The organism is Cytobacillus firmus DS1 (assembly GCF_000565285.1).
GTDB classification, from domain to species: Bacteria; Bacillota; Bacilli; order Bacillales; family Cytobacillaceae; genus Cytobacillus; species Cytobacillus firmus_A.
Genome location: NZ_APVL01000001.1, coordinates 187,191 through 202,021, shown reverse-complemented (window position 1 = coordinate 202,021; position 14,831 = coordinate 187,191). Strand labels below are relative to the sequence as shown.

General features: G+C 43.4%; 12 protein-coding genes. 1 reads left to right on the top strand and 11 read right to left on the bottom strand.

The genetic code is table 11. The features are described 5' to 3' along the window. Positions 1–99: 99 nt before the first annotated feature. The 3 genes from kynA to kynU all read right to left on the bottom strand — a co-directional run bounded on the left by kynA (position 100) and on the right by kynU (position 3,133). Positions 100–951 (bottom strand): tryptophan 2,3-dioxygenase, encoded by an 852-nt coding sequence (gene kynA, locus PBF_RS01035; RefSeq protein ID WP_035325923.1) that lies wholly within the window; start codon positions 949–951, stop codon positions 100–102. A 287-nt stretch (positions 952–1,238) separates the two neighbouring features. Next, entirely contained in the window at positions 1,239–1,868 is a 630-nt protein-coding gene (gene kynB / locus PBF_RS01030) for an arylformamidase (protein ID WP_035325920.1), read from the bottom strand. Beyond that, a complete protein-coding gene (gene kynU, locus PBF_RS01025; protein ID WP_035325916.1) occupies positions 1,865–3,133 on the bottom strand; it encodes a kynureninase in 1,269 nt (422 codons plus the stop codon). The genes kynB and kynU overlap by 4 nt, the downstream gene beginning before the upstream one ends. A gap of 111 nt (positions 3,134–3,244) precedes the next feature. Between kynU and PBF_RS01020 the strand changes: the two genes are divergently transcribed. After that, positions 3,245–3,862 carry a TetR/AcrR family transcriptional regulator gene (locus PBF_RS01020; protein ID WP_035325913.1) on the top strand — a complete coding sequence of 206 codons (618 nt, stop codon included), beginning with the start codon at positions 3,245–3,247 and terminating at the stop codon, positions 3,860–3,862. A gap of 258 nt (positions 3,863–4,120) precedes the next feature. Here PBF_RS01020 and PBF_RS01015 read toward each other — a convergent pair whose 3' ends face one another. The 8 genes from PBF_RS01015 to PBF_RS27115 all read right to left on the bottom strand — a co-directional run bounded on the left by PBF_RS01015 (position 4,121) and on the right by PBF_RS27115 (position 14,801). Continuing rightward, positions 4,121–5,143 carry a dipeptidase gene (locus tag PBF_RS01015; protein ID WP_051488774.1) on the bottom strand — a complete coding sequence of 341 codons (1,023 nt, stop codon included), beginning with the start codon at positions 5,141–5,143 and terminating at the stop codon, positions 4,121–4,123. Between the two features lie 97 nt (positions 5,144–5,240). Then, the gene (locus PBF_RS01010) at positions 5,241–6,821 is read right to left on the bottom strand and encodes a hydantoinase/oxoprolinase N-terminal domain-containing protein (RefSeq protein ID WP_035325910.1); all 1,581 of its coding nucleotides are present in this window, start codon (positions 6,819–6,821) and stop codon (positions 5,241–5,243) included. Beyond that, on the bottom strand, positions 6,821–7,915 hold the full coding sequence (locus PBF_RS01005) for a DUF917 domain-containing protein (protein WP_035325907.1): 1,095 nt from the start codon (positions 7,913–7,915) through the stop codon (positions 6,821–6,823). Before PBF_RS01005 ends, PBF_RS01010 begins: the two co-directional genes overlap by 1 nt. Before the next feature lie 29 nt (positions 7,916–7,944). Further along, the gene (locus tag PBF_RS01000) at positions 7,945–9,264 is read right to left on the bottom strand and encodes a purine-cytosine permease family protein (RefSeq protein WP_035325903.1); all 1,320 of its coding nucleotides are present in this window, start codon (positions 9,262–9,264) and stop codon (positions 7,945–7,947) included. A gap of 107 nt (positions 9,265–9,371) precedes the next feature. Then, positions 9,372–10,097, bottom strand: coding sequence for an aspartate/glutamate racemase family protein (locus PBF_RS00995; protein WP_035325899.1), 726 nt, complete (start codon positions 10,095–10,097; stop codon positions 9,372–9,374). A 64-nt stretch (positions 10,098–10,161) separates the two neighbouring features. Beyond that, positions 10,162–11,718, bottom strand: coding sequence for a hydantoinase/oxoprolinase family protein (locus tag PBF_RS00990; protein ID WP_035325896.1), 1,557 nt, complete (start codon positions 11,716–11,718; stop codon positions 10,162–10,164). After that, positions 11,702–12,808 carry a DUF917 domain-containing protein gene (locus PBF_RS00985; protein ID WP_035325892.1) on the bottom strand — a complete coding sequence of 369 codons (1,107 nt, stop codon included), beginning with the start codon at positions 12,806–12,808 and terminating at the stop codon, positions 11,702–11,704. Before PBF_RS00985 ends, PBF_RS00990 begins: the two co-directional genes overlap by 17 nt. A gap of 247 nt (positions 12,809–13,055) precedes the next feature. Further along, positions 13,056–14,801: a sigma-54 interaction domain-containing protein gene (locus PBF_RS27115; RefSeq protein WP_051488773.1), complete on the bottom strand. Its 1,746-nt coding sequence runs from the start codon at positions 14,799–14,801 to the stop codon at positions 13,056–13,058. Positions 14,802–14,831: the final 30 nt, after the last annotated feature.

The window sequence follows — 14,831 nt, the reverse complement described above, 5'->3', positions numbered from 1 at the left end:
CTGACACTGGTTTTTTCGCTGGTTGTGTCTGAAGTTGATCCAGGTTCGGACTCAGCCAACGGTTTTCTCCCAGCTTCCGTCCGAAGTTCCCCCGATAGATTACAGCTCTGTACGGATATCCCAAAGTTCAGGGAAGAATCGCTGATCCAGCACTTTTTTCAGATAGCCGACACCGGATGAACCGCCTGTGCCCATCTTGAAGCCGATGATTCGTTCGACCGTTTTCATATGGCGGAAGCGCCACTGCTGCAGCCAGTCTTCGATATCCACAAGTTTTTCCGCAAGCTCGTATAACTCCCAATACTTTTCAGGATTTTTATACACAGTCATCCAGGCCTCGCGGACAGAATCATTTTCTTTGTAGGTTCTCGTTACATCTCTGTGCAGAATGTCGTCATCAATTGGCAGTCCGGCTTTGTGAAGCGCGCGGATGGCTACATCGTAAAGGCCAGGTCTTTCGAATGCTTCTGTTAATCTTGCATGAAGCTCGGGATCTTTTTGGTAGATTTTCAGAACATGATCTGTTTTGTAGCCTAACGCAAATTCTACCATACGATACTGGTAGGATTGGAAGCCAGATGCCTGACCAAGTGAATCGCGGAACTCCATATATTCGGACGGCGTCATGGTGGACAGCACATCCCATGCCTGAATAATCTGCGATTGCGTCTTCGAAACGCGCGCAAGTCTCTTTTGCGCTGTGGATAAGTCATTATTTTCGATCGATTCGATGGCTGCTCCCATTTCATGAAGAATCAGCTTCATCCACAGCTCGCTCACCTGGTGGATGACGATGAACAGCATCTCATCATGATGGCCGGAAAGCCTGTTTTGCGCGGATAGGATTTTATCAAGCTGAAGGTATTCACCGTATGTCATGTTATTAGTAAAATCTGTATGGATGCTCTTTTCAGAGGTTGTCGCGTTTACGTCCTGGTGTTTTTCTTTCATGTTATGTCCTCCTTGAGATTAGTTCTTGTCGTACCCGATTCGGGCCGTGCCTGTTATTTCATCGAGTGACCGATATATCTGCTGCGCCTTGCGGCCGGACTTCATTTGGCCGGTAAATCCCGCATTTTGGCCGGTATTTTATCGAAATCGGCCGGTAATTGTACGTTTTTGGCCGGTATTTCCTTCAAATCGGCCGGTAAAGGCTATTTCTGCTGGCTGCTGCACTTCCAGCCAGGCAGAAATTTAGCGTTTGGCCGATAAATTCGAGGTTTTGGCCGTTCCCCCGCTTAAATCGGCCGAATAACCGCCCGCACCGGGCTGCCGTCTCCGTCTTTGATTGGAAGCGGCAAGGCAATTAGCTCATAATTTCCTTCTTCTACCTCATCGAGCATGATGTTTTCCAGTATATGAATGCCATTCCGGTATAAGGCATGATGCGTTTCCATCTCTTTGCTGTCTAGCTGATCGACAGATGGCACATCTACTCCGAGCAGGCGCACTCCTTTGCTGCCTAGGTAGTCTGCCATATCCGAGGTCAGTTCAGGGATCCGATTCGGAAACACTTCCGAATTATTCGGAACCGAGGTCCTAAGGAGCACACGTTCAACACCTTCGAGATCAAATCCGTTCAGAACTTCCGAATCCACCGTTTCGAAGGCAGATACATCAATTACAAGCGCCGGCCCGATATACAGTTCGATGTCCAGGCCCAATATCTTTTCGCCTTCGTCATTAAAATGGAACGGTGCATCGACATGGGTGCCGGTATGCAGGCTGGTCGTAATCCGGCCGATATTGACAGAGCCGGTTTGTTCTTTTGTAAAAGCTGTTTCATAGCTGAAGGGAGTATCTCCGGGCCAGTGGGCAATGCTATTAGTCAGCGGCTGTGAAATATCAATCCATCCTTTTTTCGTCATGCTACGACTCCCCGCTTATTTTCAAATTGCTTGTATTTTTCCTCTTCCATGATGCCTTTTAAAATTTGCACGGTTTTCCATACGTCTTCAAATGTGTTGTATAGCGCAACAGGTGCCAGGCGGATCCCGTTTGGTGCGCGGAAATCCGGGATGACTCCTTCTGCCTTCAGCGCCTTGCAGATTCTTGCTGCTTCCGGGTGCTCCAGATAAATATGGCCGCCTCGCTTTTTTTCATCAAGCGGATTGCGCAGGACAAGGCCGTGTCCGTCAAGCTCATGCTGAATCAGCTCTATCATATAGCCTGTCAGCTGAAGAGATTTTTCACGGATCCTCTCTATGCCGATTTCATTAAACATGCTGAGTGAGCCAATAATCGGCGCCATGCTGAATATATTCGGCGTGCCGATCTGGTAGGCGCCCGCATCTTCTGCCGCAGTCAGCACATGTTCCATATCAAACTGCTTATCCTTGCGGGAGCTGAACCAGCCGGCAAGTCCCGGCACCTGGCCAAAGTGGCGCTTGTTCACAAACAGCCCGCCCGTCGAACCAGGCCCGCCATTCAGATGCTTATAGTTGCACCAGAACGCGAAATCGACATCCCAATCACTTAAGGCATGAGGGACAGATCCAACCGAATGGCATAGATCAAAGCCAATCTCAATCCCGCGCTTATGCGCTTCAGCAGTCAAATATTCCATATCCAGCACTTGGCCGCTGCGGTACAGAACGCCCGGCAGGACAATCAGCGCAATTTCATCTGTCATCGCCGCGACGATGTCTTCTTCTCTCAGCGTATGGCCATCGGCGCTTTTTACCTGGACAAGATGCTCCTCAGGATCATAGCCCTTCAGCTTCACCTGGCTTTGAAGGGCATATATATCGCTCGGAAAATTCAGTTCATCTGCCAGTATCTTCGTTCTTTTTCCTTCCGGCTTATAAAAAGTGGAGACAAGCTGGTGAAGGTTAACTGTTGTGGAACCGCTTACAATTACTTCCTCCGGATTTGCCCCTACGATTGGCGCCATCTCTTTACCCAGTTTTTCAGATAGATAGAACCAGGGATTGTCCCCTTCTGTCCAGCCGTCAATGGCATGGTGTTTCCAGGATTCAAGCAGGTCAAGGAGTGATTTCTCCGCACGTTTTGAAAGCAGGCCAAGTGAATTGCCATCCAGATAAATTCCATCTTCTTTTATATAAAACTCTTCCCGGCAGGACAGGCCATTCCCGGCATCCAGTCCGATTGCATACTCTTTTGTAAAATCCATAGATTCCCAACCTTTCAGAATATTTCTTATTTACGAAAATTATATTGTTTGATTGACACTATGTCAATGATATAATGTCAGTAATATTAGAAAATAAAAGGAATGAAATAGATGACGAACAACACAGATCAATTGCCGGCGAGGCAGCAGCAGGCCCTGAAAACACGCCAAAAGCTTCTCCAGGCCGGAAAAGAAGTTTTTCTCGAAAATGGCTTTCAAAAAGCGACCATCTCCCAAGTGATCAAAAAAGCAAAAACAGGCTATGGCACGGCGTACGTCTATTTTAAAAATAAAGACGAGCTTTTCATTACTTTAATGGAAGATCTCATGAACCAGTTTTACGAAGTGGCAGAGATGCCGTTTAAGCCGCAGGCCAAAGAAGAGGCCTATGAAAATATTAAGAAGCAGGTGAGGCTGTTCCTGCAGCTGGCTTTGGATGAGCGGGATATGATGAAGGTCGTAAAAGAGGCAATAGGCGTCTCACCTGAGATAGAGGAAAAATGGTATGGTATCCGTGAACGGTTCATCGAACGCATTTCCGTCGATATCCGCTACGCCCAGGCGCAAAAGCTCGCCAAAGAGCACCTAGATCCTGCCCTCACCGCTAGAGGCTGGTTTTATTCCAATGAGATGTTCATGTGGGAGCTGGTGATGAACAAAGGAAAGTATCAGTTGGATGATGTAATTGTGAACTTGACGAGGATGTATACAGGCGGATTGTATGAATAGAGAAGAATTTTCCGCGGACAACTAGGAGGCATTTACATTTATGCACCACTTTCATAGATTTTTGCATCACTTTTTCTATTTATGCTTCAGGTTTGTTCATTTATGTACCACTTTTCGATTATATGCACTACTTCCTATTCTACCGTCTGTTTTAAGAAACAAATAATGTTAGCCAAAAGGTGCCTCTCCCAAAACTGCAATGGGCAAAGCACCTTTTTTACAAGTCAGGTTGCATACATTTATTTACTAGCTTCAGGTTTAAAATATTCTCAGAAAGTTCCGTCCCAAAATCTTTTCTATATCTTCCGTCTTGTACCCTCTATCTGCCAATCCCTTAATCAATTGACCCAGGTTTCCATGTCCGTCAATCACATCGAACGGTTTCCGAGGCATGCTGGCTAAATCCTCTGCGGACACATATTTGAAGAAATCATCACATAAATCGAGGCCTATTCCGACATGATCAATGCCAACTAGCTGAACCATATAATCAAGATGGTTAATCAGCTGGTCCAGATTACTGTTTTCGTCTTCAGCCGCGACAATGATGCTGACCGCGTTTATTCCGATAACACCGCCTTTGGAGGCAATGGCTTTCATTTGGTCATCCGTTAAATTGCGCATCGTATTCGAAAGAGCCCTTGCATTTGAATGGGAAGCAATAATAGGCTTTTTTGAAATTTCAATGACATCCCAAAAACCTTCATCATTCAAATGGGAAACATCAATCGTCACTCCCAGTTGTTCTGCTTCTTCAATTAACTGGACACCAAAAGAGGTTATGCCGCCTTTCCTGCCTTCCCGTATTGGGCTGAAATGGCTTCCATCACCGACAGCATTTCTTCTGCTCCACACCAAGCCCATGTTTCGGACACCCAATTCATAGAATATCCTTAACAGGCTTAAGTCGGTCCCAATTGGCTCTGCACCCTCAAGAGAAAGCAGGAAACCGATTTTGCCTGATTTCCGGGCCAGCAGCATGTCTTCACTATTTTTGCAGATCATTAACTTATCTGGTGATTCCTGTACTTCTTCATAAATTGCACTTACTTGATTCAAGGCTTTCCGCAAGGCCATTTCCGGCAAAAAACTGCTATCAATAAAAATAGCAGCAATGATGATATTCACGCCGCCTTGTTTAAAACGCCGCCAATAATCTGTTTCAATCACCTTCCTTCTGCCGCGTTCCCTTTGAATTGCCACGTCCATCAATAAGTCGAAGTGGCCATCCATAATAAGAGCGTGATTTTTAATCTGATCTATATATGTTTCTGTTTCCATTTGATCTTCCCTCCATACTAAATATTACTGTTCCACCTGTCCATCATGAGTAAAAAGCTCTAGCGATAGACTAGAGCTTTTACAATATCGGCCAATCCTACACTAACTCATTCACTTCCAGACGGGCTAAATCTCCTGCAGCTTTTACGCGAATACGGGTTGCATTGCCAGGCATGTAGGCAAGCGGAACATCTTCTATATCTACAATGACCAGACTATTAGGATCAGCACCAGCATTAATTGCTTCCGACATAGCCTTTTCTTTAGCGAGTTGAAGCGCCTTTTCTCTTCCGATTTCAGCCAGGGCATATACCTTTTCAATTTGTCCGCTGACTTGGGAAATCGCTGCTCCGATGGCATTTGCTACTCCTGAATGCTCAGGCCGAATGACCTGTGAAGCGCCTTTTAATTTTTCCGGCAACAAAATGCTTCCTCCGCCAACAAGGATGACCGGTACCGGCGCCGCACTTGTTTTCATCTTATCAATCGCTTCTTCAACAAGCTCGACCATTTTATCATAGACTTTATTCAATAATGTTTGGTCAAGATGTGCTACCTTTGAAGAATCGCCAAGATTCACTTTGCCGAGTGCTACTGCAACATCTGTGGCGGTTAACGTGTCCCCTCCAAAAATAAGGCTTTTTTCCGGCAGCCGATATCCGACGCTGTCAGGTCCAACTGTGAAGCCTCCATTTTCTTGAATTCTAATAATCGTTCCGCCGCCAAGTCCAATGGAAATCAGATCCGGCATCCGGAAATTCGTGCGGGCTCCTCCAATTTCCACAGCCAGGGAGGATTCCCTAGGGAATGACTGAACCAGAACCCCGACATCAGACGTTGTACCGCCAACATCCACAACGATAGCATCTGAGGAATCGCTTAAATAAGATGCACCGCGCAGTGAATTCGTTGGGCCGCAAGCAATTGTGAAAATCGGGTATTTCACCGCATACTCAACAGACATCAGGGTGCCATCATTTTGTCCGAAAAAGACTTTTGCCTCGATACCTTCATTTTTTAAAGCATTGATAAATCCGTCCGCAGCTGTTTTAGCAACATTGACAACAGCAGCATTCAGAATGGTTGCATTTTCCCTTTCCAGCAATCCTACTGATCCAATTTCGGATGATAAGGAAACAGAAATATCTTCTCCGAGCACTTCTTTCATGATTTCACTTGCTCTTTGCTCATGTGCTTGCGAGACTGGCGAGAAAACAGAAGTAATGGCAACAGAATCCACATTCCCTTTAATTTCCTCTGCAATTTGATATAAATGCTCTTCATCTAAAGAAACGATTTCGCGTCCATCAAATTCATGTCCTCCCCGAATCAGATAAACGTATTTTCCGAGTGCATCACGCAGGTCATCAGGCACTCCGATCAACGGCTTAACCGCGAGGGTTGCAGGGGCACCAATACGTATTGCGGCAATTTTATTCAGTCTTTTTCTCTCAACGATTGCGTTTGTACAGTGTGTTGTTCCCAGCATGGCATATTTGATTTCTTCCCGCGGAACATTTCCATCCTGTATAATTTTTTTCATGGCTGTATAAATGCCCGTTGCCACATCTTCTGTTGTCGGTGATTTTGTTTCCGAAATGACTGTATTATCCTGATCTAAAAGCACTGCATCTGTATGGGTTCCCCCAACGTCTATTCCAATTCGATAAACACCCATTATGCTATCACTCCTTTTTTGGCTAGTTCTTCAACAGGGACATATTCCACATCATATCCAAAATACTTTGGACCAACTGTTTCAATCCCCTTCCCTGTTCTCCATTTTGGGTGGCAAGGCATTCCGATAATGACACATCTCGCACCGTATCTAATTCCCTCCGTTGTGATCGGAAGGCCAGTTTCTGCATCAAGTACCGCAATCAGGTCAGGTGTGACACAAAGCAAGCGCTGATCCGTCTGGGCAAGAAGATGTTCATTCTGGAATCGAACCTCCAGAGTCTCGCCTTTATACTCATTGATTCCTTCGAAGGTTGCCACTCCTCTTGCAAAACCTGTTTCTGTCTTCCGATTAATGTCGCTGACTTTGCCGCGAAACAGTTCAAACCCATTAGCCTTTTTCAGTACTTCGCTTATCGGGTCAGCATTATATTCCTTAGCAAGCCGGATCGCTCTGCCGATTTCCTCTTCAAGTTTTAAGATATTGCTAATACCGCTTTTCTTAATCTCCTTGCCAGTCATTGGATAGATGGCAATCATGGAAGAACCGCCCATTTCAATCGTTGCAGCCCGGGCAATCCTTTCTGTCCAGACATTATTGATTGTCGACAATAGTGTTGTGTTTCCTTTTTCATCTGCGATCACCATAGGAGTAGCAGAAATTCCATCCAAGTAGAATGTGACCATTTGCAGTTCAGGGAACGCTCGTCCCATCCCATCCACATCTACAACCGGAAGGCCAAGTTTGGCAGCAAGAGCCAAAGGCAGCATGGAATTTAATCCGCCAGCTTCAATTGGCATAGTCGCATAAATCTCTTTCCCTAAATACGATTCAAGGTTTTTGAAAGCTGCAGCTGCCTCCTCACCGCTTGGGGCCTTTTCAAGCATAACGGTAGGCGCTCCCATCATGGCTGATGGAACAATTAATGCATCATCCGGCACCTCATCTGGATCTAAAAGTGTAATTTCCCCATATTCTTCGATCGCCTGCAATGCCATGAGCTTTCCAATGTAAGGGTCTCCCCCTCCGCCGGTTCCAAGTAATGCGGCACCTACTGCAATATCTTCAATCTCCTGCTTGCCTAATTTTCTCATTTTTTAAAACCTCCTAATATTCCAAAAATTTATGATGCAATATGTTCTTTAACCTCTTTATTGCCGGATATGGTTTTCATAGCTATTACACCGAGGTAATAGATGATAGCGCTTATTAACAGCGAATTGATGGATGGTATTCCTAGCGTTATATAATAGCCGCCTGCAAATCCTGCAGCCCAGGCGAATAAAGTCACTGGATTTAATTTCTCCGGCTCTGATGGCAAGATGCCTTTTTCCCTGCTTTCATCAAGTGCTTTACGATATGTTTTTAACACAAAGTAATCCACCACCATAATACCGGCTATAGGAGGAATCATGATTCCAAGCAGAACGAGGAAATCCACAAATCTGTCCAGGATGCCGAGAATGGATAACAGTGTTCCGATCGCACCAATGATAAGGGTAATGAGCCCGCGATTTACTTTCACCTTGAATACGGAATCAATGATATTTGTAAATCCCAGTGAAGAAGAATATAGATTTAAGTTATTAATTTTCACTGTTGAAAAAACAACAACTGCAGCTCCAAGCCAGCCCGATGTTTGAAGCATAATGCTGACAACATCACTTGTTTTGGCTGCATGGGCCATAAGAACCGCGATCATTCCGACACCAAGCTCGCCAACAAGGGTTCCGATGGTGGTCATCCAGAATACATCCTTGCCGTTTCGGGCAAAGCGGCTGAAGTCAGGTGTGATGACTGCACCAATCATGAAGCCTCCCGCAACCATTGTTGCACCTACCCCGATGGAAAGTCCTTCTCCGGGAGGAGGAGTACTCATAAGGTTAAATATGGAGTGGTCGCTTAATACTTGGTAGATTCCCACTCCTACTACCAATAGGAAAGCTGGTACGGCAATTTTCGCAGTCATGCTCAAAAGCTTAAATCCAAATATAACCAATACCGTCACCCCTAATCCTGTGATAGCAGCTGCGACTGGCAGACTCAATTTTCCATCTGTCGCCTGAACCAGTCCATTGGCAAAAACGGAGTTCTGCACACCAAACCAGCCAATTGTACAAATGGCGATGACGGCTCCGATAATGGTCGAACCGTATCGGCCGAATCCTGTCCAGCGAGACAATAGACTCGTAGACAGCCCTTCACGCGCCCCCGCATAACCGATTAGAAAGCTTACGACCTGCAATATTACACTTCCGAGCATCATGGCCCAAAACGCCTGCCAAAAAGTCATTCCGTATCCCAGAGCAGCCCCAAGCATAAATTGAGAGAGTGTCGCCAGAGCACCAACACGGACAAGCATGATATCCCACATTGGCAAACGTGCTGACTTCGGAACTCTGGACAGAGAGTAATCGTCTCCTAACTTTGAATGATCTTCCATGAATTTCAACCTCCTTTTTAAATGCCTTGTATGTTTTTGTTCGATTTAGAAAAGAGTCCTCTTATTTTGAGGTAAAGTAAAATGCGATATAACTAAGCTCATTTTTCTTATGAACTTTTCACTCGCTTTTTAGATGGAGGTGTCATGTAAGTCAGGCGGCTTTGTTTTACCCCCATCGAAATCAGGCTTTCAAGTAGTTTCGTAGCGGCAAACACTGGATCGATGACCGGAACATCGTACCCGTTCTGCTTTAAGCGTTCCTGCAGTTCCGCTGCCACCCCCATAAAGCCTGTACAGCCTAATACAAGTGCGTGTGCATGATCTAGCTCGATTGCTTTAATCATTTCCTCGTATAATTCTCTTTTTAGCCTATCTTTATCGTGAACTTCCAAAACGGGAATATTCACATAGCGTACTGAAGCCAAATTTCCGTTTACCCCTAATGTCTTGCTGATATTCTCAATCATTGGGACAACATTCGGAAGCACAGTTACCACTGAAAAAGATTTTGCAAGAGAGCTTGCGAACAGCATAGAGGCTTCACATGCACCCACAACCGGAATATCCAAAATCTCTCTGGCAGGCTTTACACCCGGGTCTCCGAAGCAGTCGCTAATAACGCCTTGAAACCCTTCTTCTTCTGCCTCTTTTGCTTTTTCTAAGAAATTAGGTACACATAAGGCCTCATCATATTCGCTTTCAACAGAGGCAGGCCCATAATCCAGACTTGTAACTCCCACTTCAGTTGTATCGCTTGCATAGTATTTAACTTCCTCTTTAATTTCGTCATTAAAAATATCCGATGTAATAGGCATGATCACTTTGATTTTCATTCATATACACTTCCTTTATTAAATTTGACATTGTCTATATTTAAAATGGAGTGGCCACATCCTATCAGGCCAATTCTCCTAAAGCCTTTAACCGAACTCTTAATACTTCGCCTTCCAGATAATCAAATGGGAATTCTTCCAATGAAACAAGCTCTATGCTTTCTTTTTTTGCTCCTTTTTGGAGAAGCTGCTGAAAAAGCTGTTCATTTGCCCGGTCAATGACTTCCTGTTTAGTAATGCCATTTAACCAGAAAACTTTATCTATTTCTGCAGATAGAGGAGCAAAGCATGCTCCGACAGCATTGCAAATATGGTAGCCAGCCGGATGCAATACCTTCTTATATCTGCCAAATAACCGATTAGCGAGGAGCGGACTTCCGCCTCCAACAAGAATGACAGGCAGATCCTCGACACTTGGCTGGAGTCGTGAGATTGACTCCTTAATATCTTTTGTTACCATTTGAATAACTTTTCTGCAGTCTTCTTTTGATAAAAGGTCCAATCCTTTCAACTTTAAAGTTTCATCTTGAAAAGAATCGGGAAATAGTTTAAGAAAGGAGTCGGTTAACGTCCATGTATGGCCTCCCCATGCCATCCCCTGCTGTTCGATATCATTTGCAATCGTTTCCTTGATTTTTGCCAATTCGTTTTCAATCGTGATAAGACTCCCGCCTCCATATGGCAAAGAATGAATTTGCGGAACACGGACATTAACTTGAATATCAAAAATAGAAGAAGAACCTACAGAAACTTCGGGCTGTCCATTTATGATTTTTCCAATATCGATTGTGCTTCCGCCAGCATCCACAACAATGCAGCTCTTTAAACCGCTTAAGATACTGGCGCCTCTAATACTATTGCTCACACCAGAACCAATCGTCAGAATGGGATATTCCGAAGCCTCATGAATTTCCATAAGTGATCCGTCATTTTGTGTCAGCCAATATGGACAATTTAACGATAGATTCTTAAATATTTTTGATAAGTCAGTCATAGCCTGCCTTATAACTTTTGATAAAATGGCATTTAATAAGGCTGCATTTTCCCTTTCTATAAAACCGGTGCTTCCAATTTCATGTGACATCGTAACCGGTATTTCAGGATAATGTTCCTTTATGATTTTCCGGATTTCTCGTTCTTCCGTTTCATATAAAGGGGAATAAGCTCCCACAATACAAATGGATTCAATGCTGTATTTTTCAATATCGCTGAGCAGCTTGTTTATTTGGCCAGAATTCGGATTTAAAGAATCATCTTTATTCCCCTTGTAATCACACAAACTCTTAAAATCATACACTTTCCCAATATACTTCTTAAGATACGATGGCCATTGTATGGCAGGTCCAATTAAAGAAGGTATCTTGGTCATGCGGATCAGCGCGGTTTTTGCCAGATTGTTAGGGTAGTATAAGGCATTGAGCACATGAGTCGTCCCCAGGAATACACCCTCAATTTTTTCTGGAGGAATATTCGCTTCCTGTAAAGCTTCGTTTGCTGCTAATTTAATGCCGGTAATGATATCCTTTGTTGTTAAGTGTTTCGACCAGGAAAGAAGCTTGCCGTCGTTCGTTATGACTACTGCATCTGTGTTTGTACCGCCTACATCAATTCCAAGTTTCATAGCCTGAATCCCCCTGAAATGGTTTATAGGAACAGGCTAATCCATAGCTATTCGGACCGACTAGCTCCAGCATGTCTTTTGTACGAAGAATATTAGGCGCAGGGACAGCGACTATGGTGATGGAAAGACCTGATTGAACTTCAGAAACATTGTAAGGAATTAAATTCTCCTCATTTAATACCAGGATGAGATCAGGTGCTGTACAGATGTATTGGCCATTTTTTATGGATATAAATTCATTCTTGAATTCTATTTCAATCCGTTGATCTGAAAATGCAGATCGCCCTTCAACAATGAACTTTCCTACAAGTGAGCCTTTTTCAAACCAGCGGCGGACCTCTGTTACCACTCCGCTAATGATTTGCTGAGGCTTCCCATAAATGGAGTTTTCAAACACGTGTATCATATTATCCATTTTAACGCCTGCTGATGTTTCACTTTTAAGGACATTGCCCAGCCTGAAAATTAAATTTAATGTTCCGGGAATCATAGACGTCTTCATTTTCCGTCCTTTAGCTCCATATCCAACTAAATGGGCATGGCCTCCATTTTTTACGGTAAAAACCTTTGCCATTTCTGCTGTGTAATGAGCATTTTCTGCGTCATAAATAACCCTGTTCGTGTCATGTGTCTGTAAAACCATCGGTGATAACGGAATTTCCGATAAATGAAAGGCAGTCATAAATAACTCCGGAAAGGCTCTTCCCATTCCATCCCCGTCTATGACGGGCAAATTCGCTTGGATTGCTATTACTAAGGGTATTAAGGAATTAACACCGCCTATTTCGATTGAAATAAGGGCTCCTACATTCTTGCTTATGACGGATTCATAAAGCTTTAAAGCCTGGACTCCTTCACGGCCGCTTGGAATATCCTCATTAAATAAAACAATGGAACCCATAATTCCTGCCGCAGCCACCCATTCATCCCCAAGATCTGAGATGGTTTTGACCGCAATGACATCATCTTCTCTCATAATGGACATCAACAGATTTTCCGCTGTTTTCGTATCACCGCCCCCGCCGCAGGATAATAGCTTTGCTCCTAATGCTAAAATGGGAATGTCATTCTTTCTAATCTGCCAAGACATATGATGTGCTGCCCCTTTCAAATTTTATAAATGCAAGAACTGTGCCAGAAAAGAGAAAACCCCTCAGGCTTGAGGAGTATGGGATTGATTGCCTTTAAGATTTTTTCAAATGCAAAACTGTTGATAATGAGAAGGAATTTAAAAATAAAAATCCTAATAATTTAAACGATTTTCTCAAGTTTTCTCGTTTTTTCTCATTTTTTTGACTTTTTATCATATTTTAAACCCTTTTATTTCAACTGAAGAATCATTTAATTTTCATCTTGCTAATCCTTCTATACAATGTAGGAAGGCTTATGTTCAACTGTTCAGCTACTTTCTTTTTCCCTGTCGTATCTCTGCCAAATTGATCCAATAGCTTTAGAATTTGCTCCTTTTCATCTGAATGTTTCTTTCTTCTGCCGGATGTTACAGCCGGTATTTGCTGAAGAGCATTCTTGTTTACCTGGCTTTTATATAGGTCACTTAGATAGACAGGCAAGCTTTTAATCGTGACCAAATCACCGATCTCCAGCTGCATAAAGTGATGGACAACATTTTGGAGTTCCCGTATATTACCTGCCCAATGATAATGCAGCAGAATTTCATTGACATCTTTAGATAATCTCTTTGGTGATCGGAAGAGCTTCTGAGAAAACGATTTTAAGAAGTATTCGACGAGAATAGGAATATCTTCTTTTCTTTCTCTTAGGGGAGGAATGGTAATTGGAATTACATTTAGCCTGTAATATAAATCCTCCCTGAATTGCCCTTCGGAAATTAATTCTTCCAGATTGCGGTGAGTAGCTGTTATAATGCGTACATTTATTTGAGTGGTTTTCGTATCCCCAACCCGTTCAATTTTTCTTTCCTGAACCACTCTTAACAATTTAGCCTGGAGATGAAGAGATAAGTCACCTATCTCATCCAGAAATATCGTTCCGCCATTGGCCATCTCAAATCTTCCTGGTTTATCTGCGTTTGAACCTGTAAAAGCCCCTTTTACATGTCCGAAAAGCTCACTTTCCAACAGCGATTCAGGTATGGCTGCACAATTAATGGCGATGAATGGGCCGTCTTTTCGATTGCTCGCCTGATGTATGGACTGGGCGAATACTTCCTTCCCGGTACCGCTCTCACCTCTAAGTAAAACTGAAGAATCGCTTGGAGCTACTCTTTTTGCTATTTCAACCACACGTTGAATGGCCTCGCTTGTCCCTTTAACATCATGAAAGGAGTACAGAAATTTTTTATCCTCTTTTTTCATTGTTTTTAAAATGGGATTCAACTGGATAAGAAAAGATTCGATTTGTCCAGCTGATAAAATAGGCTTTAATCGGGCCAGATAGGGTTCTGACTTTCGTACGGTTCTACTTGTATGGAGAGAGACATTCATTTCCTGCTGATTGGCTATTTTGGCCATCTTCAGCCAGTCCGGAACCGAAATGACTTCTGTCATATGTTCACCTATTAATTCTGCTTGAGTTTTATTCAGCATGCTGCACAGCCTATTGCTGATGTTATGAATGGTTCCGTCCCTTCCAGCTATCAATATAGGCTCATGGATAAAATGAAATATTCCATTTATCTCTCCTAAAAACTGATTATTCTCCTTTTTCATTTCATGATTTTCTAGTTTTGCACCTGCCCATTCACTGCATAAATCAAGCTGAAGCTCTAGAAGGTCCAAATTATTTTGCAGCCACTCCCTCTGTTCTTTTATGGGAGTAATTAATATAATTCCTGCCACTCTTTTTTTAATGAAAATAGGAGAAAATGCAGCAGTTTCAATTGAACAATGAACTTTTGCAGAACAAGACATACATATACTATGATCAGATTTCTGCTTTACCAGCGCATTGATTCCGGTCTTTCTGATCTTAGAGGCAATCTGACAATTTAGATGAAAATCCTTCCATTCTATTCCTGTCAGCAATACATCTGCTTTAACAGGATACGATTGAAAAAATTTTGCGGCACCCGACTTCATTTCTGTCAATAATTCCTCCAGCATAGCCAATCACCCCCAAATATTTATAATTTT